This window comes from Psychrobium sp. 1_MG-2023 (assembly GCF_030689115.1).
Lineage (GTDB): Bacteria > Pseudomonadota > Gammaproteobacteria > Enterobacterales > Psychrobiaceae > Psychrobium.
Window position 1 is genome coordinate 134,724 of record NZ_JAUYVJ010000003.1, and the last position, 20,768, is coordinate 155,491.

Genomic DNA, 20,768 nt, shown 5'->3' on the forward strand with positions numbered 1-20,768 from the left:
AAAGAAAATACTATTATGTCAAAAAAAATTACTATTGTAGGCGGTGGTACCGCTGGCTGGATGAGCGCATTAATTTTTAATCACCTTTGGCAAGACAAAGGGTTTAAGATTGAACTAATCGAATCTAGTGAGATAAGCACTGTGGGGGTCGGCGAAGGCTCAACACCAGCGCTTAAGGTATTTTTTGACAAGCTCGGCATCGATGAACATGAGTGGATGAGCCAATGTAGTGCTACATACAAATGTGGAATTACTTTCAAAAATTGGTCAACTATTCCTGATTTTAACAGCTATCATCATCCATTTCCTAACGAGTTAGACAACCGTTACCTATCAACGTTTACACAACATTGCCAACGCCGTTTGCAGGGTGAAAATGTCTTTGCCCATCCAGACGAATTCTTTTTAGCAACACAGCTAAGTCAACAAAGTCTAAGCCCAATTGCTCAACACAGCTTTCCCTTTGAGCAAACCTACGGTTACCATTTTGATGCCACCCTATTGGGTCAGTTTTTGGCTAAAAAAGCACAACAACGTGGTATTATTCATACTAAAGCGACCATCGAGCATGTTAGCCTCAACCCAACTAATGGCAACATTAAAACACTACATACCAGCGATGGCCAAGCCATTGACGGCGATCTTTTTGTTGATTGTAGTGGCTTTATTAGCCTGTTGATGACAAAAGCGCTTGGCGTTGATTTTCACTCATACCAAGAGTTACTGTTCAACGACAAGGCCATAGCAATTCCTACGTCACTAGAACAACCGATAAGCTCGCAAACGGTTTCCACGGCTCTGAACAATGGTTGGGCATGGAAAATTCCGTTGACCAATCGTCAAGGCAATGGCTACGTTTATAGCTCAAGCTATTGTGACAGCGATCAGGCAGAAACCGAATTACGCGCACACTTAGGTATTCTAGATTGCGATATTGAGGCACGACATCTATCGATGAAGGTTGGTCGTCTTACTAAACACTGGCATAAAAACTGTTTAGCAGTGGGCTTATCACAAGGTTTTATCGAACCGTTAGAAGCGACTGCATTATTACTGATCCAACAAACAGCGGCTATCTTTGCTCAATATTGGGAAAAGTCAGAATGGCAAGACAGTCAACAACAAGCGTTCAATCAACGTATCAATGATCTCTTTGATGGGGTTAAAGATTACATTGTCGCTCACTATAAAACTAATACCCGTAACGATACGCAATACTGGCGAGATAACCAACTTGGTCTAGATAAAATATCACCCTCACTCCAACACATTCTGCAGTGTTGGCAGCAAGGCGGCGATTTAAGCAAAGAGCTCAAACGTCAGAATATCGAACAATATTACCCGAATATGTCATGGTACTGCTTACTCGCTGGGATGGGTATCTTCCCTAACCAACAGTCACTACGTGACGCTAGGCCTAATATCGAATTAGCAACGATTCAAGACTTCTTCAAACGGTGCGCCCTTAACTTTCCTACTCACCAACCGTAATGCTCATAGGTTAAGTAGTACAAGATGACATTAAACAACAATTGGCGAAAAGTAATTAACAAATGAAAGCAATGTATGAAAAGGTTATCCCTTCGAATAACTCATCGTGGCGCTACTGCAAATATGAAGTCGACCACTTAGAACATAACTGGCATTATCACCCAGAATTTGAGATTTGTTTAACCTTGAACAGTCAAGGAGTACGTTATGTTGGAGATCATATCGAAAAGTACTTTGATTATGACTTGGTCTTAGTCGGGCCTGACTTACCTCATACGTGGCACTCTGAAAAAAATCCTGATGCATCAATACAAGTCATTCATGTGGCGCAAATTCCTGCCGACTGGTTAGAGAGTATGCTAACTGAGAACCCAGAATTACGCGGGTTATCCCCCCTGCTATACCAAGCTGCACTTGGCATTAAATACAGTTTAGATTGTGCTAAAGAGGCGCATCAGTTATTTCTTAATATCGAAAAGTGTGACCCTGTCTCGCGTCATATTAATCTACTACAGTTATTGCAATTGATGGTTAACGATAAGCACTCTCAACCGTTATCTAAATCGACCTATAACTTCACTAGCAAAATCGATGCATCAATGATTAAAATTGACAGGGTTATAGACTATATCCACCATCACTACACCGATAAGATTACTGCTGATGAAATGGCTCAGTTAGCGCACATGAGCACTAACCATTTTCATCGTTTCTTCAAAAAGCGTACCGAACGCACACTCACCGAATTTATTAATCAACTACGTATTGGTAAAGCCTGTAAATTACTGATTAATTCTGCCACACCGATTGCAGTGATCAGTGATACCTGTGGTTTTAATAACACCTCTAACTTTAATCGGCGTTTTTTACTACTAAAAAGCTGTACACCACGTCAATTTAGGCAAAAATTTCATAGCAGCAACTGATATTTACTTACGTCGACTACGGTGTCGATTACGATTACTGTTCCCTTTGCCGCTGGCGCGTTGTTGATCACGTCGTTTTTGCGACGCACGGCTATTTTTTTTATCAGAAGAGACTCGGGTTAAATCAGGCTCATAACCAGGGAACCATGCTTGTGGTAAGCGCGTATCGAGGATGGTTTCGATCTCTTCTAGCAACCAGTTTTCATCAATGCTCATTAAGGATACTGCTAAGCCCGCATTACCAGCACGACCCGTACGTCCAATACGATGGATGTAATCTTCGGCAATGTATGGCAGCTCGTAGTTAATCACATAATTCAACTGCTCAATATCCAAACCACGCGCAGCAACATCAGTGGCCACTAAAGCACGAGTTTTGCCCGATTTAAACTCTGCTAACGCTTTATCACGTGCCCCTTGTGATTTATCGCCATGAATCGACTGGGCTTTAATGCCGTCTTTACACATTTCTTTTGCTAGTGCATCAGCCCCCTGACGGGTACGTACAAAAATTAACACCTGTTGCCAATTCTTAGAACCAATCATAAACGAGGTTAACTCACGTTTACGGTGCTCATCAACATTATAGATAATCTGTTCAATCTCTGCGGCTGTCGTATTACGCTGCGCGACTTCTATCAACTCAGGGTTATTAAGTAGGCGCTTACTTAGTTCAAACAAATTTTCATCGAAGGTAGCCGAAAAGAGTAAGGTTTGACGTTCATCAGGCACGCGTTTTAAGATGCGTTTAATATCAACCATAAAGCCCATATCAAGCATTCGATCCGCTTCGTCAAAAACTAGAAAGGCTAACTTATCAAGGTTTACCGCGCCTTTAAATAATAAATCAAGTAGACGTCCTGGCGTCGCGACCAACACATCAGCGCCTTGCTTTAAAGCGCTAATTTGTGGATTTAAGCTAACTCCACCATAAGCTATTTCGCAACTCAAATCTGTCCCATGAGAATAGTCAATAAAGCTTTGCTGAACTTGCTGTGCTAGCTCTCTTGTAGGAGTAAGCACTAACGCACTTACACTTCCTTCTACCCTCGGCTGTTGCTGCAACAATTCAATAATTGGCATTGCAAAGGCACCAGTCTTACCCGTACCCGTTTGTGCACCAGCCATAACGTCACGCTTTGCCAAGATCATTGGAATCGCCTGCTCTTGGATCGGTGTTGGACTCTGGTAGCCAAGCTTGGTCACGGTGGCAATTATTGATGGGGTCAAACCAAGGGTTGAGAAACTCATAAAAAGCTCACTTTAAATAACTAAAAAATAGAAATAAAAAAGCTTAGCCTTGATAGCGAGTCTGCTATCAAGGCTAAGCTTATTAGGGTAGGTTGGTAATTACTTACGGTAAACCTTAATGTTACTATAGCCTTGTTCAATTAAGAACAAGGCTTGCAGTTTACTCATCACACCTCGGTCACAATAAAATAAGTATTGTTTACTCTGGTCTAAATCACCAAACTGGGTGGCTAATTTGTAAAACGGGAGATGTTTAACTTCTACGCCATCAATTTCCAATGGGTTTTCATCCTCTTCATCAGGCGAACGAATATCCAAAACAATATCAGAGTCTGCAAAGTCAGATACGGTTTCGACTTCAGCAACCGTTTCTTGCGTCTCATTAGCAATGTCACGAATATCCATCACCACTGAGTCTTCAAGCGCTTTGTCTAACACAGCATAATCAAATTTATCTTCTTCAGCTTCTATTTTAGACATCACTGCTTTTACAGTTGGCTTGTTAGAGATCACACCACAGTATTCTGGCATTACTTCAGCAAACTGTTTGGTGCCAATTTTAGCCGAGATATTGATTATATCTTGCTTATCGTAAGCTGCTAACGGGCGCAAGATTAACGTATCAACGGTCTTATCGATAATTGATAAATTAGTTAGGGTCTGGCTTGAAACTTGACCTAATGACTCACCGGTCACTAAAGCTTCAATCTTCATTTTCTTAGCGACATGCTCTGCTGCACGCATCATCATACGCTTAAGAATAACGCCCATTTGTCCGTTTTCAACTTTTTCGAGAATCTCACCAACGACCCCTTCAAAAGGAACAGTGATAAACTTCACTTTATGCGAAGCACTGAAGCGATCCCATAAATAATATGATACTTGTTTAACACCAATCTCGTGAGCAGCGCCACCCAAGTTAAAGAAACAGTAATGTGTACGCGCGCCCTTTTTGATCATCATGTAACTAGACACACCAGAGTCAAATCCACCAGACATGAGTGATAGCACGTCTTCTTGTGCCGGTAATGGGAAACCACCAATACCTTCAAAACGGTGTGCAATAACAAATAAGTCATTATTACGAATTTCTAGATGAACGGTATGATCTGGTTTTTTAAGCTTTACTCCACCTGATGGATAGTTTTGATTTAAACCACCACCCACATAACGCTCTACCTCATTAGAGCTAAAATCATGATTACCAGCTCGTTTGACCCGAACACAGAAGGTCTTTCCCTCAATTGAAGGAGCAACGATTGGGGCAACAGTTTGATAAATAGAATCGACGTCAGTGAATTCATGCTTACTGACTTCAAGGATATGGGCAATACCGGGAATACACTGAAGCGCATCGATAATGCGAGAGCGGTTTTCTGCCGACTCATTTTGAGTAGCAACGTTAATTTTATCCCAGTCTAAATGTACCGTTGAGGTTTCATCAAAACGACGTAACACATTACGTACATTTGATTGCAATAACTTACAGTAACGACGGCGAACCGACTTACTTTTAATGGTAATTTCTGGATAAAACTTAACAATGAATTTCATGATATAGCTACTCGAATCTTAATTGGCGCGCATTATACATAAAACGACCAATAAGCAGAAGTACTAGCCATAACAATTGAGATGAGTAACAAGTATTTTAATTCAAGGATTAAAATAAAGCTCACACCGAACGGAAGGTTCGGTGGAGCACTACACGACTATTGAGTTAAGCCTATCTTATCTGATTCCTTGGCTTTACCTTGCATGATCGCTATCTCAACTCGTCGATTACGACGCTGAGCAGTAATATCTTTTTTCTCACTCAGCGGTGCCGTATCAGCTAAGCCAACGACACGTAGACGGGTTGGATTAAAATTTCTCACTTTAACCAACTCATGAGCTACAGCCACTGCACGCAAACTAGATAGTTCCCAATTCGAGCTATAAAGCTCTGAATGGATCTGGTCGCTATCAGTATGCCCAGAGACTGTTATTTCACCGGGAATATCTGCCAGTAATTGCCCCACAGAAGTGATAACGGGTACAAAACGAGGCTGAAGGTTAGCCGAGCCAGAAGGGAACGACCCTTGCTCGCGGATCCTAATGATAATTTGCTGACCAAGAGACTCAATTTCAATTGCGCCATCTTGAATTTGTTTTTGCATTTTAGTTGCAATCTTTTTCAGCTCTTCATTTGTTTGTTCTTGCGCCGCTTGTTTTTGAGCTTCTGACTGACTATCAGCAGCGGCAGCTGCACCGCGCTGATCGCCACGTTGTAACTCTTTTCCTCCCGAGTTCTGATCCTCACCCTCTTGAAAGTCCAATTCACGCTGGGTTATTTCGGCAGTCTGCTGATTAATAATTTCAATCGGCGTAGGGTCGGGGCGACCTGGACGAAACTCTTGGGCAATCACACTCGTACCCTTAGGGATATCTTTAACTTCAATTTTGTTTTGTACACCAAAAGCGTACTTCATCGAGCCCGCGATTTGTTTAAATTTCAACACGTCCATTTCTGACATTGCTAATAACAATACAAAGAAGCACATTAACAACGACATTAAGTCGGCAAAGGTCCCCATCCATGCGGGGAGTCCCTCAGGAGGACAGTCGGGGCATTTTGGGCAATCATCGCTCATCGCTATTCCTCTGGTGCCGGTCGTTTACCCTCAGCGAGGTAATTTTGTAGCATACCTTCAATCACTCGTGGATTTTGGCCGTCCTGAATCGCTAAGATAGAATCTAAAATTAACGTTTGGTTCATCGCTTCTTCGACACCACGAAGTTCAAGCTTGGCACAGATTGGTAGTGCGATTAAGTTGGCAAGCATCGCACCATACATCGTCGTTAAAAGAGCAACGGCCATCGCAGGACCGATAGCTTTCGGGTCATCCATGTTTTGTAGCATTGCAACTAAACCGATTAAGGTACCGATCATGCCCATCGCAGGGCCAACATCACCAAGCGCTTTAAAAAAGCCAGCCCCTGCTTTATGGCGGTCTAGAGTCAAATCAATATCTTTACCCAAAGTGGCTTTAACTACATCCGCTTCATGGCCATCAACCAGCATGTCGATGCCTTTTTGCATAAATGGGCTTGGGATTTCAGCCTCTTCTAACGCCAAAAAACCACCTTTACGAGCAGCATCCGCTAATTCCACCGATTTAGCGATTAAATCCTGAGGGTCATCAAGCTTAAGCATAAATGCTTTACCAAAGATTTTCCCTGCACCAATAAATTGGCTCATGCTATACATCATCATTACAACAAAAGGTGAGCCACAAAATACGATGAGTATAGAGGGAACATCAACAAACATCGAGATGTCACCACCTTGCACCATGGCCATAACAATCATACCAAAAGCACCTATCATGCCTATTAAGGTTGCTAAATCCACTGCTTATCTCCTGTAGCCGCTCACTTTAAATATTGAGGATATATTACCGACGGTTAAATCTATAATTTTAACGCTGGCTTAGTAAAAAGTTTACACATTGCCCTTTATTACAAAGCAACAATGTTAAATCTAAAAATGTCTATTCTAATCTTATCGGATAAGTCTAACAATTATTTAGCTATTTTAGGGATATTTTTTTCTCAAGCGCAGAGCCTAACCACTGATTTTATTGACCCAACCGATGAACTGGGCTAAGGTTGCGCGAAATAACGTAAGTGAGAACATCAATGCCTCCTAAAAAAATTGAAAATTTAAGTTTTGAAGCAACCCTTGATGAACTTGAAAATATCGTGGTGCAACTAGAGCAAGGTGACCTTGAATTAGATAAAGCATTGACCCAGTTTGAGCGTGGGATTGGCTTAGCAAGAAGCGGTCAAAGTAAACTTCAAAGCGCACAACAGAAAGTAGATATTTTACTCAACAACACACCAGATGGTACGTTAAGCTCATTTAATCAATCAATGGAAGATTAGTGGATACATCGCAGTTACACGCTCACAAAGAGCGAGTTAATCATTATTTAGCCAAACAATTAACCGAGCAGCCATTAGTCGATGAACGATTACTTGCAGCTATGGAGCATGGCCTCTTATTAGGCGGTAAACGCGTTCGCCCTTTCTTAGTCTATAGCGTTGGGCAAATGCTCGGTGCCAATATAGACGAGCTAGATCCTATAGCTGGTAGTATCGAAGCAATTCATGCCTACTCTCTAATTCATGATGATTTACCCGCGATGGATGATGACTCATTGCGCCGAGGACGACCAACTTGCCATATTCAATTTGATGAAGCAACGGCTATACTTGCCGGAGATGCCTTACAAACCTTGGCATTTGAATTACTTACAACGTCTAATTACCAACCTCAACAGCAAGTTGATATGGTAAAGGTTCTAGCTAAAGCTAGTGGTTATCAAGGAATGTGTGGTGGGCAAGCATTAGATATTGCCGCAACAGACAACGATAATGGCATTTCGCTATTACAACTTGAACAAATACATCGTCATAAAACTGGAGCATTAATTTGTGCCGCGGTAGAATTGGGCGCAATTGCAGCTAACGCACCAAAAGAAACACGCGAGTTGTTAGCCACATTCTCACAAAATATTGGCTTAGCTTTTCAAGTTCACGATGACATTTTGGATATTATTGGCGATACTGCTACCTTGGGTAAACCTCAAGGTTCGGATTTAGCAGCGAATAAAAGTACTTATCCAGCATTGTTAGGGCTTGAAGAGGCCAAAAGTAAAGCACAGCGATTAATCGCTCAAGCAATAGAAGCATTAGAGCAATTGCCATATGATTACCAGCTTCTAAAAGAATTTTCGCAATACATAATTGCACGTCAACTATAAATAATAAGAGCGATATGAGCGTAGATATTTCACAATTTCCCCTTTTAGCCTTAGCCAATACGCCTGAGGAACTTCGACTCGTTCCACAAAGTAACTTGACTGAACTAAGCAACCAGCTCCGTAGCTATTTATTAAAATCAGTTAGTCGCTCAAGTGGCCACCTAGCTTCAGGCTTAGGAACCGTTGAACTCACTGTTGCCTTACATTATGTTTATAACACCCCAGTTGACCGAGTTATCTGGGATGTAGGCCATCAAGCTTACCCACATAAAATTTTAACTGGTCGTCGGGAACAAATGCATACTATCCGTCAAAAAGACGGTCTGCACCCTTTTCCAAACCGTAATGAAAGTGAATATGATACCTTTACAGTAGGTCATTCTGGCACCTCGATCAGTGCTGCGTTGGGCATGGCGATTGCTGCTGAAAAAGAAGGGCAAGGCCGAAAGACGGTGGCCATTATTGGTGATGGTGCAATTACTGGTGGTATGGCGTTTGAGGCATTAAACCACGCAGGCTCTCTTGATAAAGACATGCTAATAGTGCTAAACGATAATGAGATGTCAATTTCAGAAAACGTTGGTGCATTAAATAACCACTTAGCAAAAATTCTAACTGGTGAACTATATACATCGATTCGTGAAGGCGGAAAAAAACTGCTTTCAGGTGTACCAAGTATTAAAGAGCTAGCAAGACGTTCTGAAGAACACCTCAAAGGGATGGTTGTTCCCGGTACGTTATTTGAAGAGTTCGGTTTTAACTACATCGGCCCACTAGATGGCCATGACGTTAATGGATTAGTAGAAACGCTCAAAAACATGCGTGGCCTGAAGGGACCACAAATCCTTCATGTCATGACAAAAAAAGGGAAAGGCTATAAACCAGCCGAACAAGATCCGATTGGTTATCACGGCGTGCCTAAATTTGACCCTGAAACTACATCTCTCCCAAGTGGTGGCGGTGCAGTAACCTTTTCAAAAGTCTTCGGCCAATGGCTATGCGATATGGCGCTAACGGACAAGCGCCTAATGGGAATTACTCCTGCAATGCGTGAAGGCTCTGGCATGGTTGAGTTTTCTCAGAAATTTCCTGATCAGTATTTCGATGCTGCGATAGCTGAGCAGCACGCAGTGACGTTAGGCGCTGGCATGGCATGTGATAAATTAAAACCGGTCGTAGCCATCTATTCAACATTTTTACAACGTGGCTATGATCAGCTTATTCACGATGTTGCCATTCCAAACCTTGATGTACTCTTTGCTATCGACCGAGGCGGTTTAGTCGGCGCTGACGGTGAAACCCACCAAGGTGCTTTTGACCTAAGTTATCTTAACTGTATTCCAAATATGGTTATTATGGCACCTAGTGATGAAAACGAATGTCGTCAAATGCTTTACACTGGTTATCATTATCAAGGTCCTGCTGCTGTTCGCTATCCACGCGGCGGTGCAACCGGGGTTGAAACCGATAAAAAGATGGAGCAATTAGCACTAGGTAAGGCCGTAGTAAAACGTCAATCAAGTGTTGCGCTAGGTAATAACAAAGTCGCTATTTTGAACTATGGTACTTTACTCCCCCACGCACTAGAGGCGGCTGAAGTTTTTGATGCGACCGTTGTTGACATGCGCTTCATTAAGCCATTTGATCAAGAACTCGTTCTAGATATAGCCAAAAGCCATGACGTTATTGTGACACTCGAAGAAAATGCAATAATTGGCGGTGCAGGAAGTACAATTAGTCAATACATCATGAATCAACGTTTAGCTACACCAGTACTAAATCTCGGTTTGCCTGATCACTTTGTCTGCCAAGGTACTCAAGCACAGCAACAAGCCATGTTAAAGCTTGACGCTACAGGGGTGATAGAGCAAATTGAAGCTTACCTTAAACTAGGTTAATCCCCCTACCTTATCAAGCAAGCTTCCCTGGTGTAGCTTGCTTTATTTGTTCCAACTCTACATTTTTAAGCAATCACTAAAATTGTCTTTCCTAGCAATACCTAAACTTTGCTAAACTGACCTTTTAGCCCCACTTGGATAGTTAATAATGAAAATCGGTTTATTTTATGGTTCCACCACTTGCTATAGCGAAATGACCGCAGAAAAAATGCAAGCATTTTTAGGTGAAGAGCTTGTCGATATTTATAACATTAAAGACTCTGGCCTAGCACCGATTACTCAATACGATATCGTAATTCTTGGCATTTCCACTTGGGACTATGGCGAGTTGCAAGAAGACTGGGAAGCATTATGGGATGATATTGACCAGTTTAACCTTAACGATAAAGTGGTCGCACTTTACGGCCAAGGTGACCAAGAAGGTTATACAGACTGGTTTGTTGATGCGATGGGTCTTTTACATGATAAGATCTTGCCATTAGGACCGCAAATCGTTGGTTATTGGCCAAACACTGGCTATGAATTTAACGAGTCGAAAGCGCTGACACAAGATCGTAGCCACTTTGTTGGATTAGCGCTTGACGATGAGTGCCAATTTGATCTCAGTGAAGAACGAATCAACGAGTGGTTAGCCCAAGTACTTGAAGAAGTTGCTCAACTCGATTAAGCAAATCGCAACGCTTAATTCGATAAACCACACATAAAACAATTTTTATCCAAAAAGTCGCTGTAATCTAGGTATAATACAGCCAATTATTTTTAGGAATGCAAAACACCATGAGCTTTGAAGAATTAGACTTAGATCCATCTCTTGATCAAGCGTTAGCAAAAATGGGCTATCAAGCCCCTACCACGATCCAACGAGAAGCTATTCCAGCGGCAATGGATCAACGTGATATTCTTGGCTGCGCACCAACAGGGACGGGTAAAACTGCCGCGTTCCTATTACCCGCATTACAGCATCTAATTGATTTTCCGCGTGTTAAACCTGGACCTCCACGAGTGTTAATCATCACACCAACGCGAGAGTTAGCTAACCAAGTTCATGAATATGCCCTTGCCCTAACAGAATTTACAGCACTGCACCCAATCTGTATCACTGGCGGTATTGATTACGATCTACACGAAGAAATGCTCGAGAAAAACTCTGACGTTTTAGTCGCAACACCTGGGCGCTTAATGGAGTTTATCGATTCTGAACAGCTTGATATGCGCAGCATCGAATTCTTAATCATGGATGAAGCTGACCGTATGCTTGATATGGGATTCATCAATGAAATGGAGCGCGTTGCCGATGAGGCTCGCTGGCGTTTACAAACGATGCTTTACTCAGCCACGCTAGAAGGCAAAGGCTTAGAGCGCTTCGTTGCTACGGTTTTAAAAGACCCAATTCGCGTTGATGCAAACCCATCACGTAAAGAAAGTGCAAAAATAGTGCAATGGGTTCACTTAGCTGACAACATCGAGCACAAACAACAATTATTAGCTCATTTACTTAATTCTAAAGAGCTTGAGCGTACCATTGTATTCGTTAAAACGCGTGAACGTTTAGCAGAGCTTGTTGCTAAATTGCAAAGTTTAGATATTCAAGTGTGTTACCTCCAAGGCAAGATGGCACAAGATAAACGTAACTTGTCGTTAGAACGTTTTAAGACAGGTGAACTAAATATCTTAGTTGCTACCGATGTTGCTGCTCGTGGTTTGGATATCGATGATATTACACACGTCATTAACTATGACTTACCTTACACTAGTGACGTTTATCTTCACCGTATCGGTCGTACCGGTCGTGCAGGTAAAAAAGGTATTGCTATTTCACTTGTTGAGGCACATGACGTTAAAGTGTTAGGTAAGATAGAACGGTATACTGACCAACGTATTCGTCGCCGTTCTATTGATGGCCTTCGCGCTAAAAATAAAGAAGCACGCGTAGTATCAAAGAAGAAAAAAGTGAAACTAACAACGGCACAGAAAAAAGCGAAAGCAAAGAAACAACTAAAGAAAGTTAAAAAGAAACAAAAGAAGTCTTAAGTTTCTAATCGTGTTTATTTGAGAAAAATCCAGTGCACCGATTCGGTCACTGGATTTTTTGTCAACAAGCCCCCAACACTAAACGCATTACAGCTTCTTGGCGTCACACTTTCAAACACCTAGACATGGCCCAAACGTACATACCTTTTTACACTTTTGATACAAAGTTTTATCTTTTCCCATAGTGTATTTACATCTCATCTGTTATTTTATCGCCTGTTAATTTATTTCCCCAAGGAACAGGTATGCCTTCTCGCACAAAACGTATTTTACGTGTGTTAATCCCCGTACTCATTTTACTATTTTTTGTTATTGTCGCTGGCGCAATTAGCAGCATGAAACAACAACCAGAAAAGAAAGAGCAAGAGGTTAAAGCACCGTTAATTGATACCTACACAGTCGAGTTAAAAGACCAACCATTATCTTTAAACTCATACGGCGTACTTCGTCCTAAGCATCAAACACAAATTATTGCCGAAGTAAGTGGTCGCATTATTTCCGTTTCTGAGCGTTTTGCCAGTGGTGGTATTGCCAAAAAAGGCACAGTATTAGCCCAAATCGACCCAAGTGATTACCAAGCGGCATTGATCGAAGCACAAGCAAACTTAGTGAGAGCACAAGCGGCATTGCAAGAAGAAATTGCGCGCGGTAAAGTAGCCGAAGTAGAGTGGAAACAAGAAAAATCTATTTTGCCACCAGAGCTTGGCTTAAGAAAACCACAACTTGCGCGTGAGCAAGCTAACGTTCGTTCTGCTGAAGCGTTATTAGCTCGCGCTGAACGCAATCTTGAGCGAACAAAAGTCGTTGCCCCTTATGATGCTTTAATAAACCAACGTCAAATCGACCTTGGTCAATTCATCACTACAGGCGCTGGACTTGGTAGTATTTCGTCAATCAATCACGGTGAAATACGTTTGCCTGTGAGTAATGAAGATTACGCCTTCCTAGTACAAAACAGCGAAACACAGACCATTACTTTACACCGTGAAGAGCGTGGGAAAATTATTGAATGGTCAGCAAAGCTTATCCGCGATGAAGGTGTTATCGATGAAGACTCTCGCATGGTTCACCTAGTCGCTGAAGTAGAAAACCCTTATCAACAACAACCTAAGCTTAAATTTGGTACATTCTTGAAGGCCCAAATGCAAAGCCAAGTGTTAAAGAATATTGCAGTTATTCCAAGTTACCTATACCGCGATGGCAAAGTATCAATCATCGACAGCGATAATATTTTACGTGAACGCCCTGTGACACTGTATAAACGCGATAAAAATAATGTTTATATTTCTGCTGGCTTAAACCAAGGTGACTTAATTGCCGTCACTAAAATCGAACACCTCTATGACGGTATGCCTGTACGCTTAAGTACAGATGCTGCGATTGAAGAAGTAGATAACGAAGAGCAATTAGCCCAGACAGGAGCGCAGTAATGGATCCTAAAAAAGGGATAATTTCTTGGTTTGCTCGTAATAGCGTCGCAGCCAATTTATTAATGATCTGTATTTTAGTCGGCGGTTTACTCACCGCAATGACCATCAATAAAAAGATTTTTCCAAGCTTTGAACTCAATATTATTTCGATTAACGTGGCCTATCCAGGCGCTGCTCCTCAAGAGATTGAGGAAGGGATAAATATCAAAATCGAAGAAGCTATAAAAGAAGTTGAGGGCATTAAAGAAGTCACAACAATTGCTGCTGAAGGCGCTGGGCGAGTTCAAATTGAAGTCGAGACTAGTTACGATGCCGATAAGGTTCTTGATGAAGTTAAACTACTGATAGACGCCATCTCGACTTTCCCACAAAGCATCGAAAAGCCAAATATCTACCGTGTAAAACCCCAAGAAAACATCTTATATGTATCGGTATATGGTGACCTCGCCTTACATGAAATGAAAGAGCTCGCCAAAGATATTCGTGAGGAAATCACCAATTTACCAGGCGTCACCCGAGCTGATGTTATTGGTGTACCACAATACGAAATCGCTATTGAAGTCACTGAATTCAAACTTCAAGAATACGGTCTAACTTTCGCACAAGTGGCACAAGCGGTTCAGCGCTCTTCGATTGACTTACCCGGCGGTTCTATTAAGGCCCACGACGGAAATATATTATTAAGAACTAAGGGGCAAGCCTATACAGGTACCGAGTTTTCCAACATCGTAGTAAAAACCAATGCTGATGGTTCTCGTGTCTACTTAGATGATATTGCATCCATCAATGATGGCTTTACCGAAGGACTAAATTACACCCGCTTTAACGGCCAAGAAGTAGTCATGGTTGAAGTGTTCAGTGTAGGCGATCAAAGCTCACTCAACATTTCAGAGCAAGTAAATCGTTACATTGATGAAAAGAAACTTGAATTACCAACTCAAATTAAACTCGATATCTGGGGTAATATTGCTTATTACTTGCAAGGTCGCCTCGACTTAATGCTAAGTAATATGTTTTCAGGGGCGCTATTGGTCTTTCTGATTCTTGCTCTCTTTATGCGTATTCGCCTAGCCTTTTGGGTAATGATGGGACTACCGGTATGTTTCCTTGGCACATTATTATTTATGCCAACAGGAATGTTCGGCCTATCAATTAATATGATCACCTTATTTGCTTTTATTATGGTATTGGGAATCGTCGTCGACGATGCCATCGTCATTGGGGAGAGCGCTTATAGTGAAATAGAAAAGAATGGCCAAAGCCTTGATAATGTCGTGACAGGAGCGCAGCGCGTCGCTATGCCTGCAACCTTTGGTGTTTTAACCACTATCGCAGCCTTTATACCAATGGTGCTTGTTGAAGGACCAATGAGCGCTTTCACCGAGTCGATTGGCTACGTGGTTATTCTTTGTCTACTGTTCTCCTTAGTGGAATCAAAGCTAATTTTGCCTTCGCATTTAGCGAACATGAAAGTCCCTAAACCGGGACACAAGGCCAATGTACTTGAACGATTCCGCGGTAAGTTTGATAAAGGATTAAAATACTTTATCAAGAACCTTTATCGCCCGACACTGCAACGAGCTATCCACTTTAGATACAGTGTATTAGCTGGCTTTATCGGTTTGTTATTTGTCTGCGGTTCATTGCTGGGCGGTGGTTTAGTTCGTTGGGTTTTCTTCCCAGATATTCCAAGTGACTTCATTCAAGTAAATATTGACATGACAGAGTCAACTGCCGAAGAGACCACCAAAGCAACGGCGCAAAAAATTGAGAATGCACTATACAAGACCAACCAACAGCTATTATCAGTCTATGGTGATGATGTCGTACAACATAGCTTTGTCAGCATGAACTCTCAAACCAACATTTTCATTTTCGCTGAGCTTAAAAAAGGGGAAGATCGAGAAATTAATGGTGTAGAGATAGCAGACGCTTGGCGTGACAATATTCCAGAATTACCCGGAGTAAAAAAATTAACAATGAATGCCTCAACCGGTGTGGGTGGTGGTGATCCGATAGCCTTTAAGCTAACAGGAAAAAATCTTGAGTCATTAAATGCTGCAACAAAAGAGCTGAAAGCAACATTGTCTGAATATGAAGGCTTAGTTGATATTGCTGACTCAGCATCGTCGGGTCGTCAGGAAATTAAACTGGCAATAAAACCTAGTGCTGAGGCCTTGGGGATTTCGCTATCAGATTTAGCCCAACAGGTTCGCTGGAGTTTTTACGGCTTTGAGGCGCAACGTATTTTACGCGGCACCGAAGAAATCAAAGTAATGGTTCGTTACCCATTAGAAGATCGTCGCACTATCGGTCACCTTGAGCAAATGCGTATCCGTACTAGCAACGGTACTGAAGTCCCTTTCTCGTCTGTGGCAACGATTGAGTTAGGAGAAGGGTTATCAAACATTACCCGCGTCGATGGTAAACGTTCTGTTACGGTAACCGCTAATGTCAATAAAGACAAAGTCGAGCCAGGTAAAGTTACCCGTGATATAGAGAAAGAATACATCCCGAAGTTATTGAACAAATACCCTGATGTGAGCTCTGAGTTAAGTGGAGAGGCGAAAGAAGAAGGTGAAGCGGTCTGGGGCTTAGCCAAGGGCGCATTCTTTGCCTTATTTGCTATCTATGCCTTGATGGCAATCCCGCTAAAATCATACAGTCAGCCAATCATTATTATGTCGGTCATTCCGTTCGGCGTGATCGGGGCGATTTTTGGCCACTTTATTATGGGCTTATCACTGAGTCTATTATCACTCTTTGGCATCGTGGCTCTCATCGGGGTCGTGGTGAATGATTCACTCGTCATGGTTGATTATGTTAATCAAGCACGTGCTGCGGGACATTCGATTAAAGAATCCGTGGTCGATGCAGGTTGTAGCCGCTTTAGAGCGATTATCTTGACTTCATTAACAACCTTCTTTGGTTTAATCCCGATCATGAGTGAAACGAGTTTACAGGCACAGATTTTAATCCCAATGGCCGCTTCCATCGCTTTTGGTATTTTATTCTCAACAGTGATCACCCTGTTCTTAGTGCCGTCTCTGTATGTCATTGGCTCGGATATGAGACGCCACATGAGGCGGTTCACTAATATCTACCGTGATAATCCAAAGCCGTTGCAAAGCTAATATAGACAAGTAACCAAGCAAAAGGCCATAACAGTGTTATGGCCTTTTAATTTGTATCTATATACTTCTATAATCGTTAAAAAATAAAAACCAAGCTGACGGATGTTTCTGTATCCGTTTTCTCTTTACCTTCCCCAGGCAAACTATCTCGCCTCAAAGCAAATGCTAACTTCATTTTTAAATTTTCTAAAATGCTAGTGCTTAATGCACTTTCTGAGCGAATAATGTCAGATGCATCTTGATCGAGAGCTAAGTCAGCGACAACCTTTTGGCTAAACTCAGATTGATCACTAAATTTAACTTTTAAATTAGTGCCAATATGAGCAATACGCTGGCTTTCATCACGATCATCAAATTTTTTTAAATTATAACCAGGACCAATATCAGCATCCCATCGGATGTACTCATTATCGTATAACCGTTGGGTGTAACCTGCCGCAAATAAGGAGATTGAGTTATGTTCTGCAAATTGGTCTTTCTCATATTCAGCAATCGCAAATGAACTGGCATGCTCGGAGAAGTGTAAGTTATTTTTTAAACTGATTTTCCAACGATTTGCACTCACTTCATCATTATCTTTCTTACGATAAGATTGAGCGATATATGTAATCCGACCATATTCATAACCAAGGCTGCCCTTTAGTTTGGCCTTAAATGACTTTGTTTCAGTATTACCTGTAGTAAAACTTCCGCCGACTTCAGCCGCAAGCTCCCACTCTTTATCTGTGTCACTAGATTCAATTTCAAAAGCCGACTCGACATATTGGCTTTTAACCAATTTGCTCTCAGCAAAAGAAACTGGTGAATAAAACGCTGTTATCGGTGCCGCGAAAAACAGTACAACTCGTTTCATTAGGTAAACTCTTTCCTCAAATAAAAAAAAACGCTAGCCTCACAGCTAGCGTTTATATTATATACGATACTTGATGAAACTAGAAAGTGTAAAGTAGCGTAATTGTGGTCTCAGTATCAACACTTTTCTTATCTTCACTCGCATTGTTGTCATGACGAATAGTCAATCCAACTTTCATTGCAAGCTCGCCTAAGATGTTTGCGGTAATTGCAGTCTCTGAGCGAGACAATGTCGACTTATCGCTTTCTAGTGCAACATCACTAACAAGAATTTGAGTGAACTTAGACGTTTCTGATAACGTATTTTCATACGATAAACCTAAGTGAACAATACCTACCTGTTCCGAATCGCCACCATTAACGTCAAAGTATTTAATACCCGGACCGATATCACCATCAAGCAATGATGTGTCTGTTTTAAATAAACGCTTGCTGTAACCGCCAGCTAAACTAGACACTGAATCGTAGTCGCTAAACTTATCTTGCTCATGTTCACCTAAAATGAACATACTGCTCGTTTCATCGATAATGTACGAACCTTTCGCGCCCAACTTCCAACGCGACGCCGTTTTCTTTTCAGCATCTTCGCTGTATAGAATGTCTGCGTAGTAGTTGTTATTCCATTCCGCCAGTGTGTGCGTCGCATCAACCTTAGCTTTTAACGTTGATGTTTCAGTGTTACCGGTTGTCATCGTACCGCCAAGCTCAGCGGTTGCTTGCCAGCTTCGCTCTTCAGCCATAACAGGCATCGCGACTACAGCAGCTAACGCTACGCTAGATAATAATGTTTTCATGTTACTTTTCCGCGTTCGCTTGGTTTTGGATATGAACATCCATTTGTGGGTAAGGAATACCAATATTTTCTTCGTCTAAACGGATCTTAATCGTTTCCATTAAGTCAAAGTATACAGTCCAGTAATCTTCTGTTTTAGCCCAAGGACGTACGACAAAATTCACTGAGCTATCAGCGAGTTCTGAGACTGCAATAGTTGCTTCTTCATCTTTTAACACTAATTTATGCGCAGCAACAATTTCAGTTAATACTTGCTTTGCATGTTTAATGTCTGCGTCGTAGCTAACACCAACAACGATATCCACACGTCGAGTTTCACGCGCAGAATAGTTAATAATCGCCGAACCAACAATCGCAGAGTTAGGTAAGATAATTTCTTTGTTATCAACACTGCGAATAATAGTTGAGAATAATTTAATTGATTCAACAATACCTGACTCACCAGCCGCTTCAATGAAGTCACCTGATTTGAATGGACGGAATGCAATGATTAATACCCCAGCTGCAAAGTTTGATAACGAACCTTGTAGCGCAAGACCAACCGCTAAACCAGCCGCACCAATAATAGCGATAAATGAAGCAGTTTGAACACCTAACTGACTTAATGCAGCGATGATCACAAACGCCATCATTAAACCGTAAGATAAACTTTGTACAAAGCTAACAATAATTGGGTCTAGCTTGCGCTTTTCCATTAGTTTGCCAATGCCTTTACTGATAACGTTAGCAATCTTTGAACCAACCCAGTAAATAACAACAGCTACCGCAAAAGCGATCGCGTAGTTAATAATTGTATTAGAGTGGTCGCTGTACCACTGCTGAATCATTTCCATAATAGTTTCCTTAGTTTATTAGGCGTCAATAATATGACGAAATCGGCGTCATCATACCCAGTTTTTCTAAAAATCCAACCTAAATTTAGTAAAAATAGTTAATTTGAATGATTTTTTTTTGAACCATGAATGGTTAAGCAAAGGTTCATATTTAGGGCGAAAAAAAAGGCACTTTTCATGCCTTTTTATGCAAGAGCTAAATTGACTTCAAATTAAGCCACTTTAGCCCAATGGTTGTTCAACCAATTACAGTACTTTAGCGTCTAACTCACCGGTTAGGTAGCGTTGGAACATTTGTTCCAGTGTTAATGGTTGAATCTTGCTTGCCATACCAACACAACCAAAAGCTTCGTAACGATCAACACAAATATCTTCCATGGCTTTTTGAGCTACAGAGAAATATTTACGCGGATCAAATTCTGAAGGATTTTGCGCCATAAAGCGACGGATAGCCCCCGTTGAAGCTAAACGTAAATCTGTGTCGATGTTAACTTTACGCACACCAAACTTAATCCCTTTAACAATCTCTTCTACAGGGACACCGTAAGTTTCTGGAATCTCTCCACCAAACTCATTGATTACTGCTAACCACTCTTGTGGCACAGATGATGAACCATGCATAACTAAATGAGTGTTAGGGATACGTGCGTGAATCTCTTTGATACGATCAATCGCTAAAATATCACCCGTTGGTTTACGGGTAAACTTATAAGCACCGTGTGATGTACCAATAGCAATAGCTAATGCATCACAATTAGTCGCTTTAACAAAGCTTGCCGCTTCATCCGGGCTTGTTAGCATTTGATCATGACTCAAGATACCTTCAGCACCAACACCATCTTCTTCACCAGCCATGCCTGTTTCTAATGAGCCTAGACAGCCGATTTCGCCTTCTACTGACACACCACAAGCATGAGAGAAGTCTACAGTACGCTTAGTTACATCAACATTGTAATCATAATCAGAAGGTGTTTTACCGTCTGCTTTTAATGAGCCATCCATCATTACTGATGAAAAGCCTAATTGAATTGAACGTTGACATACGTCAGGTGACGTACCATGGTCTTGATGAATACACACAGGGATATGTGGGAATTCTTCAATTGCAGCATTCATTAACGCTTTTAAAAACGGAGCACCTGCGTATTTGCGCGCACCAGCAGACGCTTGCACAATTACTGGGCTATCCGTACGATCGGCCGCTTCCATAATGGCACGCATTTGCTCTAGGTTATTGACGTTAAACGCTGGGATCCCGTAGCTGTGCTCAGCTGCATGATCTAAAAGTTGACGCAATGAAATTAAAGCCATTGTTTTGTTC

At 41.6% G+C, this 20,768-nt stretch carries 17 protein-coding genes; 9 read left to right on the forward strand and 8 right to left on the reverse strand.

Features of this window, described 5'->3' with window-relative positions; genetic code table 11:
* The first annotated feature begins 15 nt into the window (after positions 1-15).
* On the forward strand, positions 16-1,491 hold the full coding sequence (locus tag Q8W26_RS02660; RefSeq protein ID WP_305472179.1) for a tryptophan halogenase family protein: 1,476 nt from the start codon (positions 16-18) through the stop codon (positions 1,489-1,491).
* 62 nt (positions 1,492-1,553) lie between these two features.
* Entirely contained in the window at positions 1,554-2,417 is an 864-nt protein-coding gene (locus tag Q8W26_RS02665; protein WP_101214514.1) for an AraC family transcriptional regulator, read from the forward strand.
* Positions 2,418-2,420: 3 nt separating this feature from the next.
* Here the strand turns inward: Q8W26_RS02665 and Q8W26_RS02670 are convergent, their stop codons facing one another.
* The 4 genes from Q8W26_RS02670 to pomA form a co-directional block, all read right to left on the reverse strand.
* Positions 2,421-3,668, reverse strand: coding sequence for a DEAD/DEAH box helicase (locus Q8W26_RS02670; RefSeq protein WP_101214513.1), 1,248 nt, complete (start codon positions 3,666-3,668; stop codon positions 2,421-2,423).
* 99 nt (positions 3,669-3,767) lie between these two features.
* Positions 3,768-5,222, reverse strand: coding sequence for a tRNA uracil 4-sulfurtransferase ThiI (gene thiI, locus Q8W26_RS02675; RefSeq protein WP_101214512.1), 1,455 nt, complete (start codon positions 5,220-5,222; stop codon positions 3,768-3,770).
* Positions 5,223-5,380: 158 nt separating this feature from the next.
* Positions 5,381-6,301 carry a flagellar motor protein MotB gene (locus tag Q8W26_RS02680; protein ID WP_101214511.1) on the reverse strand — a complete coding sequence of 307 codons (921 nt, stop codon included), beginning with the start codon at positions 6,299-6,301 and terminating at the stop codon, positions 5,381-5,383.
* Between the two features lie 2 nt (positions 6,302-6,303).
* Positions 6,304-7,062, reverse strand: coding sequence for a flagellar motor protein PomA (pomA, locus tag Q8W26_RS02685; RefSeq protein ID WP_101214510.1), 759 nt, complete (start codon positions 7,060-7,062; stop codon positions 6,304-6,306).
* Positions 7,063-7,349: 287 nt separating this feature from the next.
* Here pomA and xseB point away from each other — a divergent pair, with 287 nt between their 5' ends.
* The 7 genes from xseB (at position 7,350) to Q8W26_RS02720 (ending at position 16,969) form a co-directional block, all read left to right on the forward strand.
* Positions 7,350-7,595, forward strand: coding sequence for an exodeoxyribonuclease VII small subunit (gene xseB / locus Q8W26_RS02690; RefSeq protein ID WP_101214509.1), 246 nt, complete (start codon positions 7,350-7,352; stop codon positions 7,593-7,595).
* Positions 7,595-8,476 (forward strand): (2E,6E)-farnesyl diphosphate synthase, encoded by an 882-nt coding sequence (gene ispA, locus Q8W26_RS02695; RefSeq protein ID WP_101214508.1) that lies wholly within the window; start codon positions 7,595-7,597, stop codon positions 8,474-8,476. Before xseB ends, ispA begins: the two co-directional genes overlap by 1 nt.
* Positions 8,477-8,490: 14 nt before the next feature.
* Positions 8,491-10,374 carry a 1-deoxy-D-xylulose-5-phosphate synthase gene (gene dxs / locus Q8W26_RS02700; protein WP_101214507.1) on the forward strand — a complete coding sequence of 628 codons (1,884 nt, stop codon included), beginning with the start codon at positions 8,491-8,493 and terminating at the stop codon, positions 10,372-10,374.
* Between the two features lie 148 nt (positions 10,375-10,522).
* A complete protein-coding gene (fldB, locus tag Q8W26_RS02705) occupies positions 10,523-11,041 on the forward strand; it encodes a flavodoxin FldB (protein WP_101214506.1) in 519 nt (172 codons plus the stop codon).
* Positions 11,042-11,151: 110 nt separating this feature from the next.
* Entirely contained in the window at positions 11,152-12,405 is a 1,254-nt protein-coding gene (srmB, locus tag Q8W26_RS02710) for an ATP-dependent RNA helicase SrmB (RefSeq protein WP_101214505.1), read from the forward strand.
* Positions 12,406-12,650: 245 nt separating this feature from the next.
* Entirely contained in the window at positions 12,651-13,835 is a 1,185-nt protein-coding gene (locus tag Q8W26_RS02715) for an efflux RND transporter periplasmic adaptor subunit (protein ID WP_305472185.1), read from the forward strand.
* On the forward strand, positions 13,835-16,969 hold the full coding sequence (locus tag Q8W26_RS02720; protein WP_101214503.1) for an efflux RND transporter permease subunit: 3,135 nt from the start codon (positions 13,835-13,837) through the stop codon (positions 16,967-16,969). Before Q8W26_RS02715 ends, Q8W26_RS02720 begins: the two co-directional genes overlap by 1 nt.
* 76 nt (positions 16,970-17,045) lie before the next feature.
* Here Q8W26_RS02720 and Q8W26_RS02725 read toward each other — a convergent pair whose 3' ends face one another.
* From Q8W26_RS02725 to fba, 4 genes are all read right to left on the reverse strand, one after another.
* A complete protein-coding gene (locus tag Q8W26_RS02725; RefSeq protein ID WP_305472186.1) occupies positions 17,046-17,822 on the reverse strand; it encodes a YdiY family protein in 777 nt (258 codons plus the stop codon).
* A 79-nt stretch (positions 17,823-17,901) separates the two neighbouring features.
* The gene (locus Q8W26_RS02730; RefSeq protein WP_305472187.1) at positions 17,902-18,615 is read right to left on the reverse strand and encodes a YdiY family protein; all 714 of its coding nucleotides are present in this window, start codon (positions 18,613-18,615) and stop codon (positions 17,902-17,904) included.
* 1 nt (position 18,616) lies between these two features.
* Positions 18,617-19,447 carry a mechanosensitive ion channel family protein gene (locus Q8W26_RS02735; RefSeq protein WP_101214500.1) on the reverse strand — a complete coding sequence of 277 codons (831 nt, stop codon included), beginning with the start codon at positions 19,445-19,447 and terminating at the stop codon, positions 18,617-18,619.
* Positions 19,448-19,693: 246 nt separating this feature from the next.
* Complete coding sequence (gene fba, locus Q8W26_RS02740; protein WP_101214499.1) at positions 19,694-20,758, reverse strand: class II fructose-bisphosphate aldolase; 1,065 nt, start codon at positions 20,756-20,758, stop codon at positions 19,694-19,696.
* Positions 20,759-20,768 lie beyond the last annotated feature (10 nt).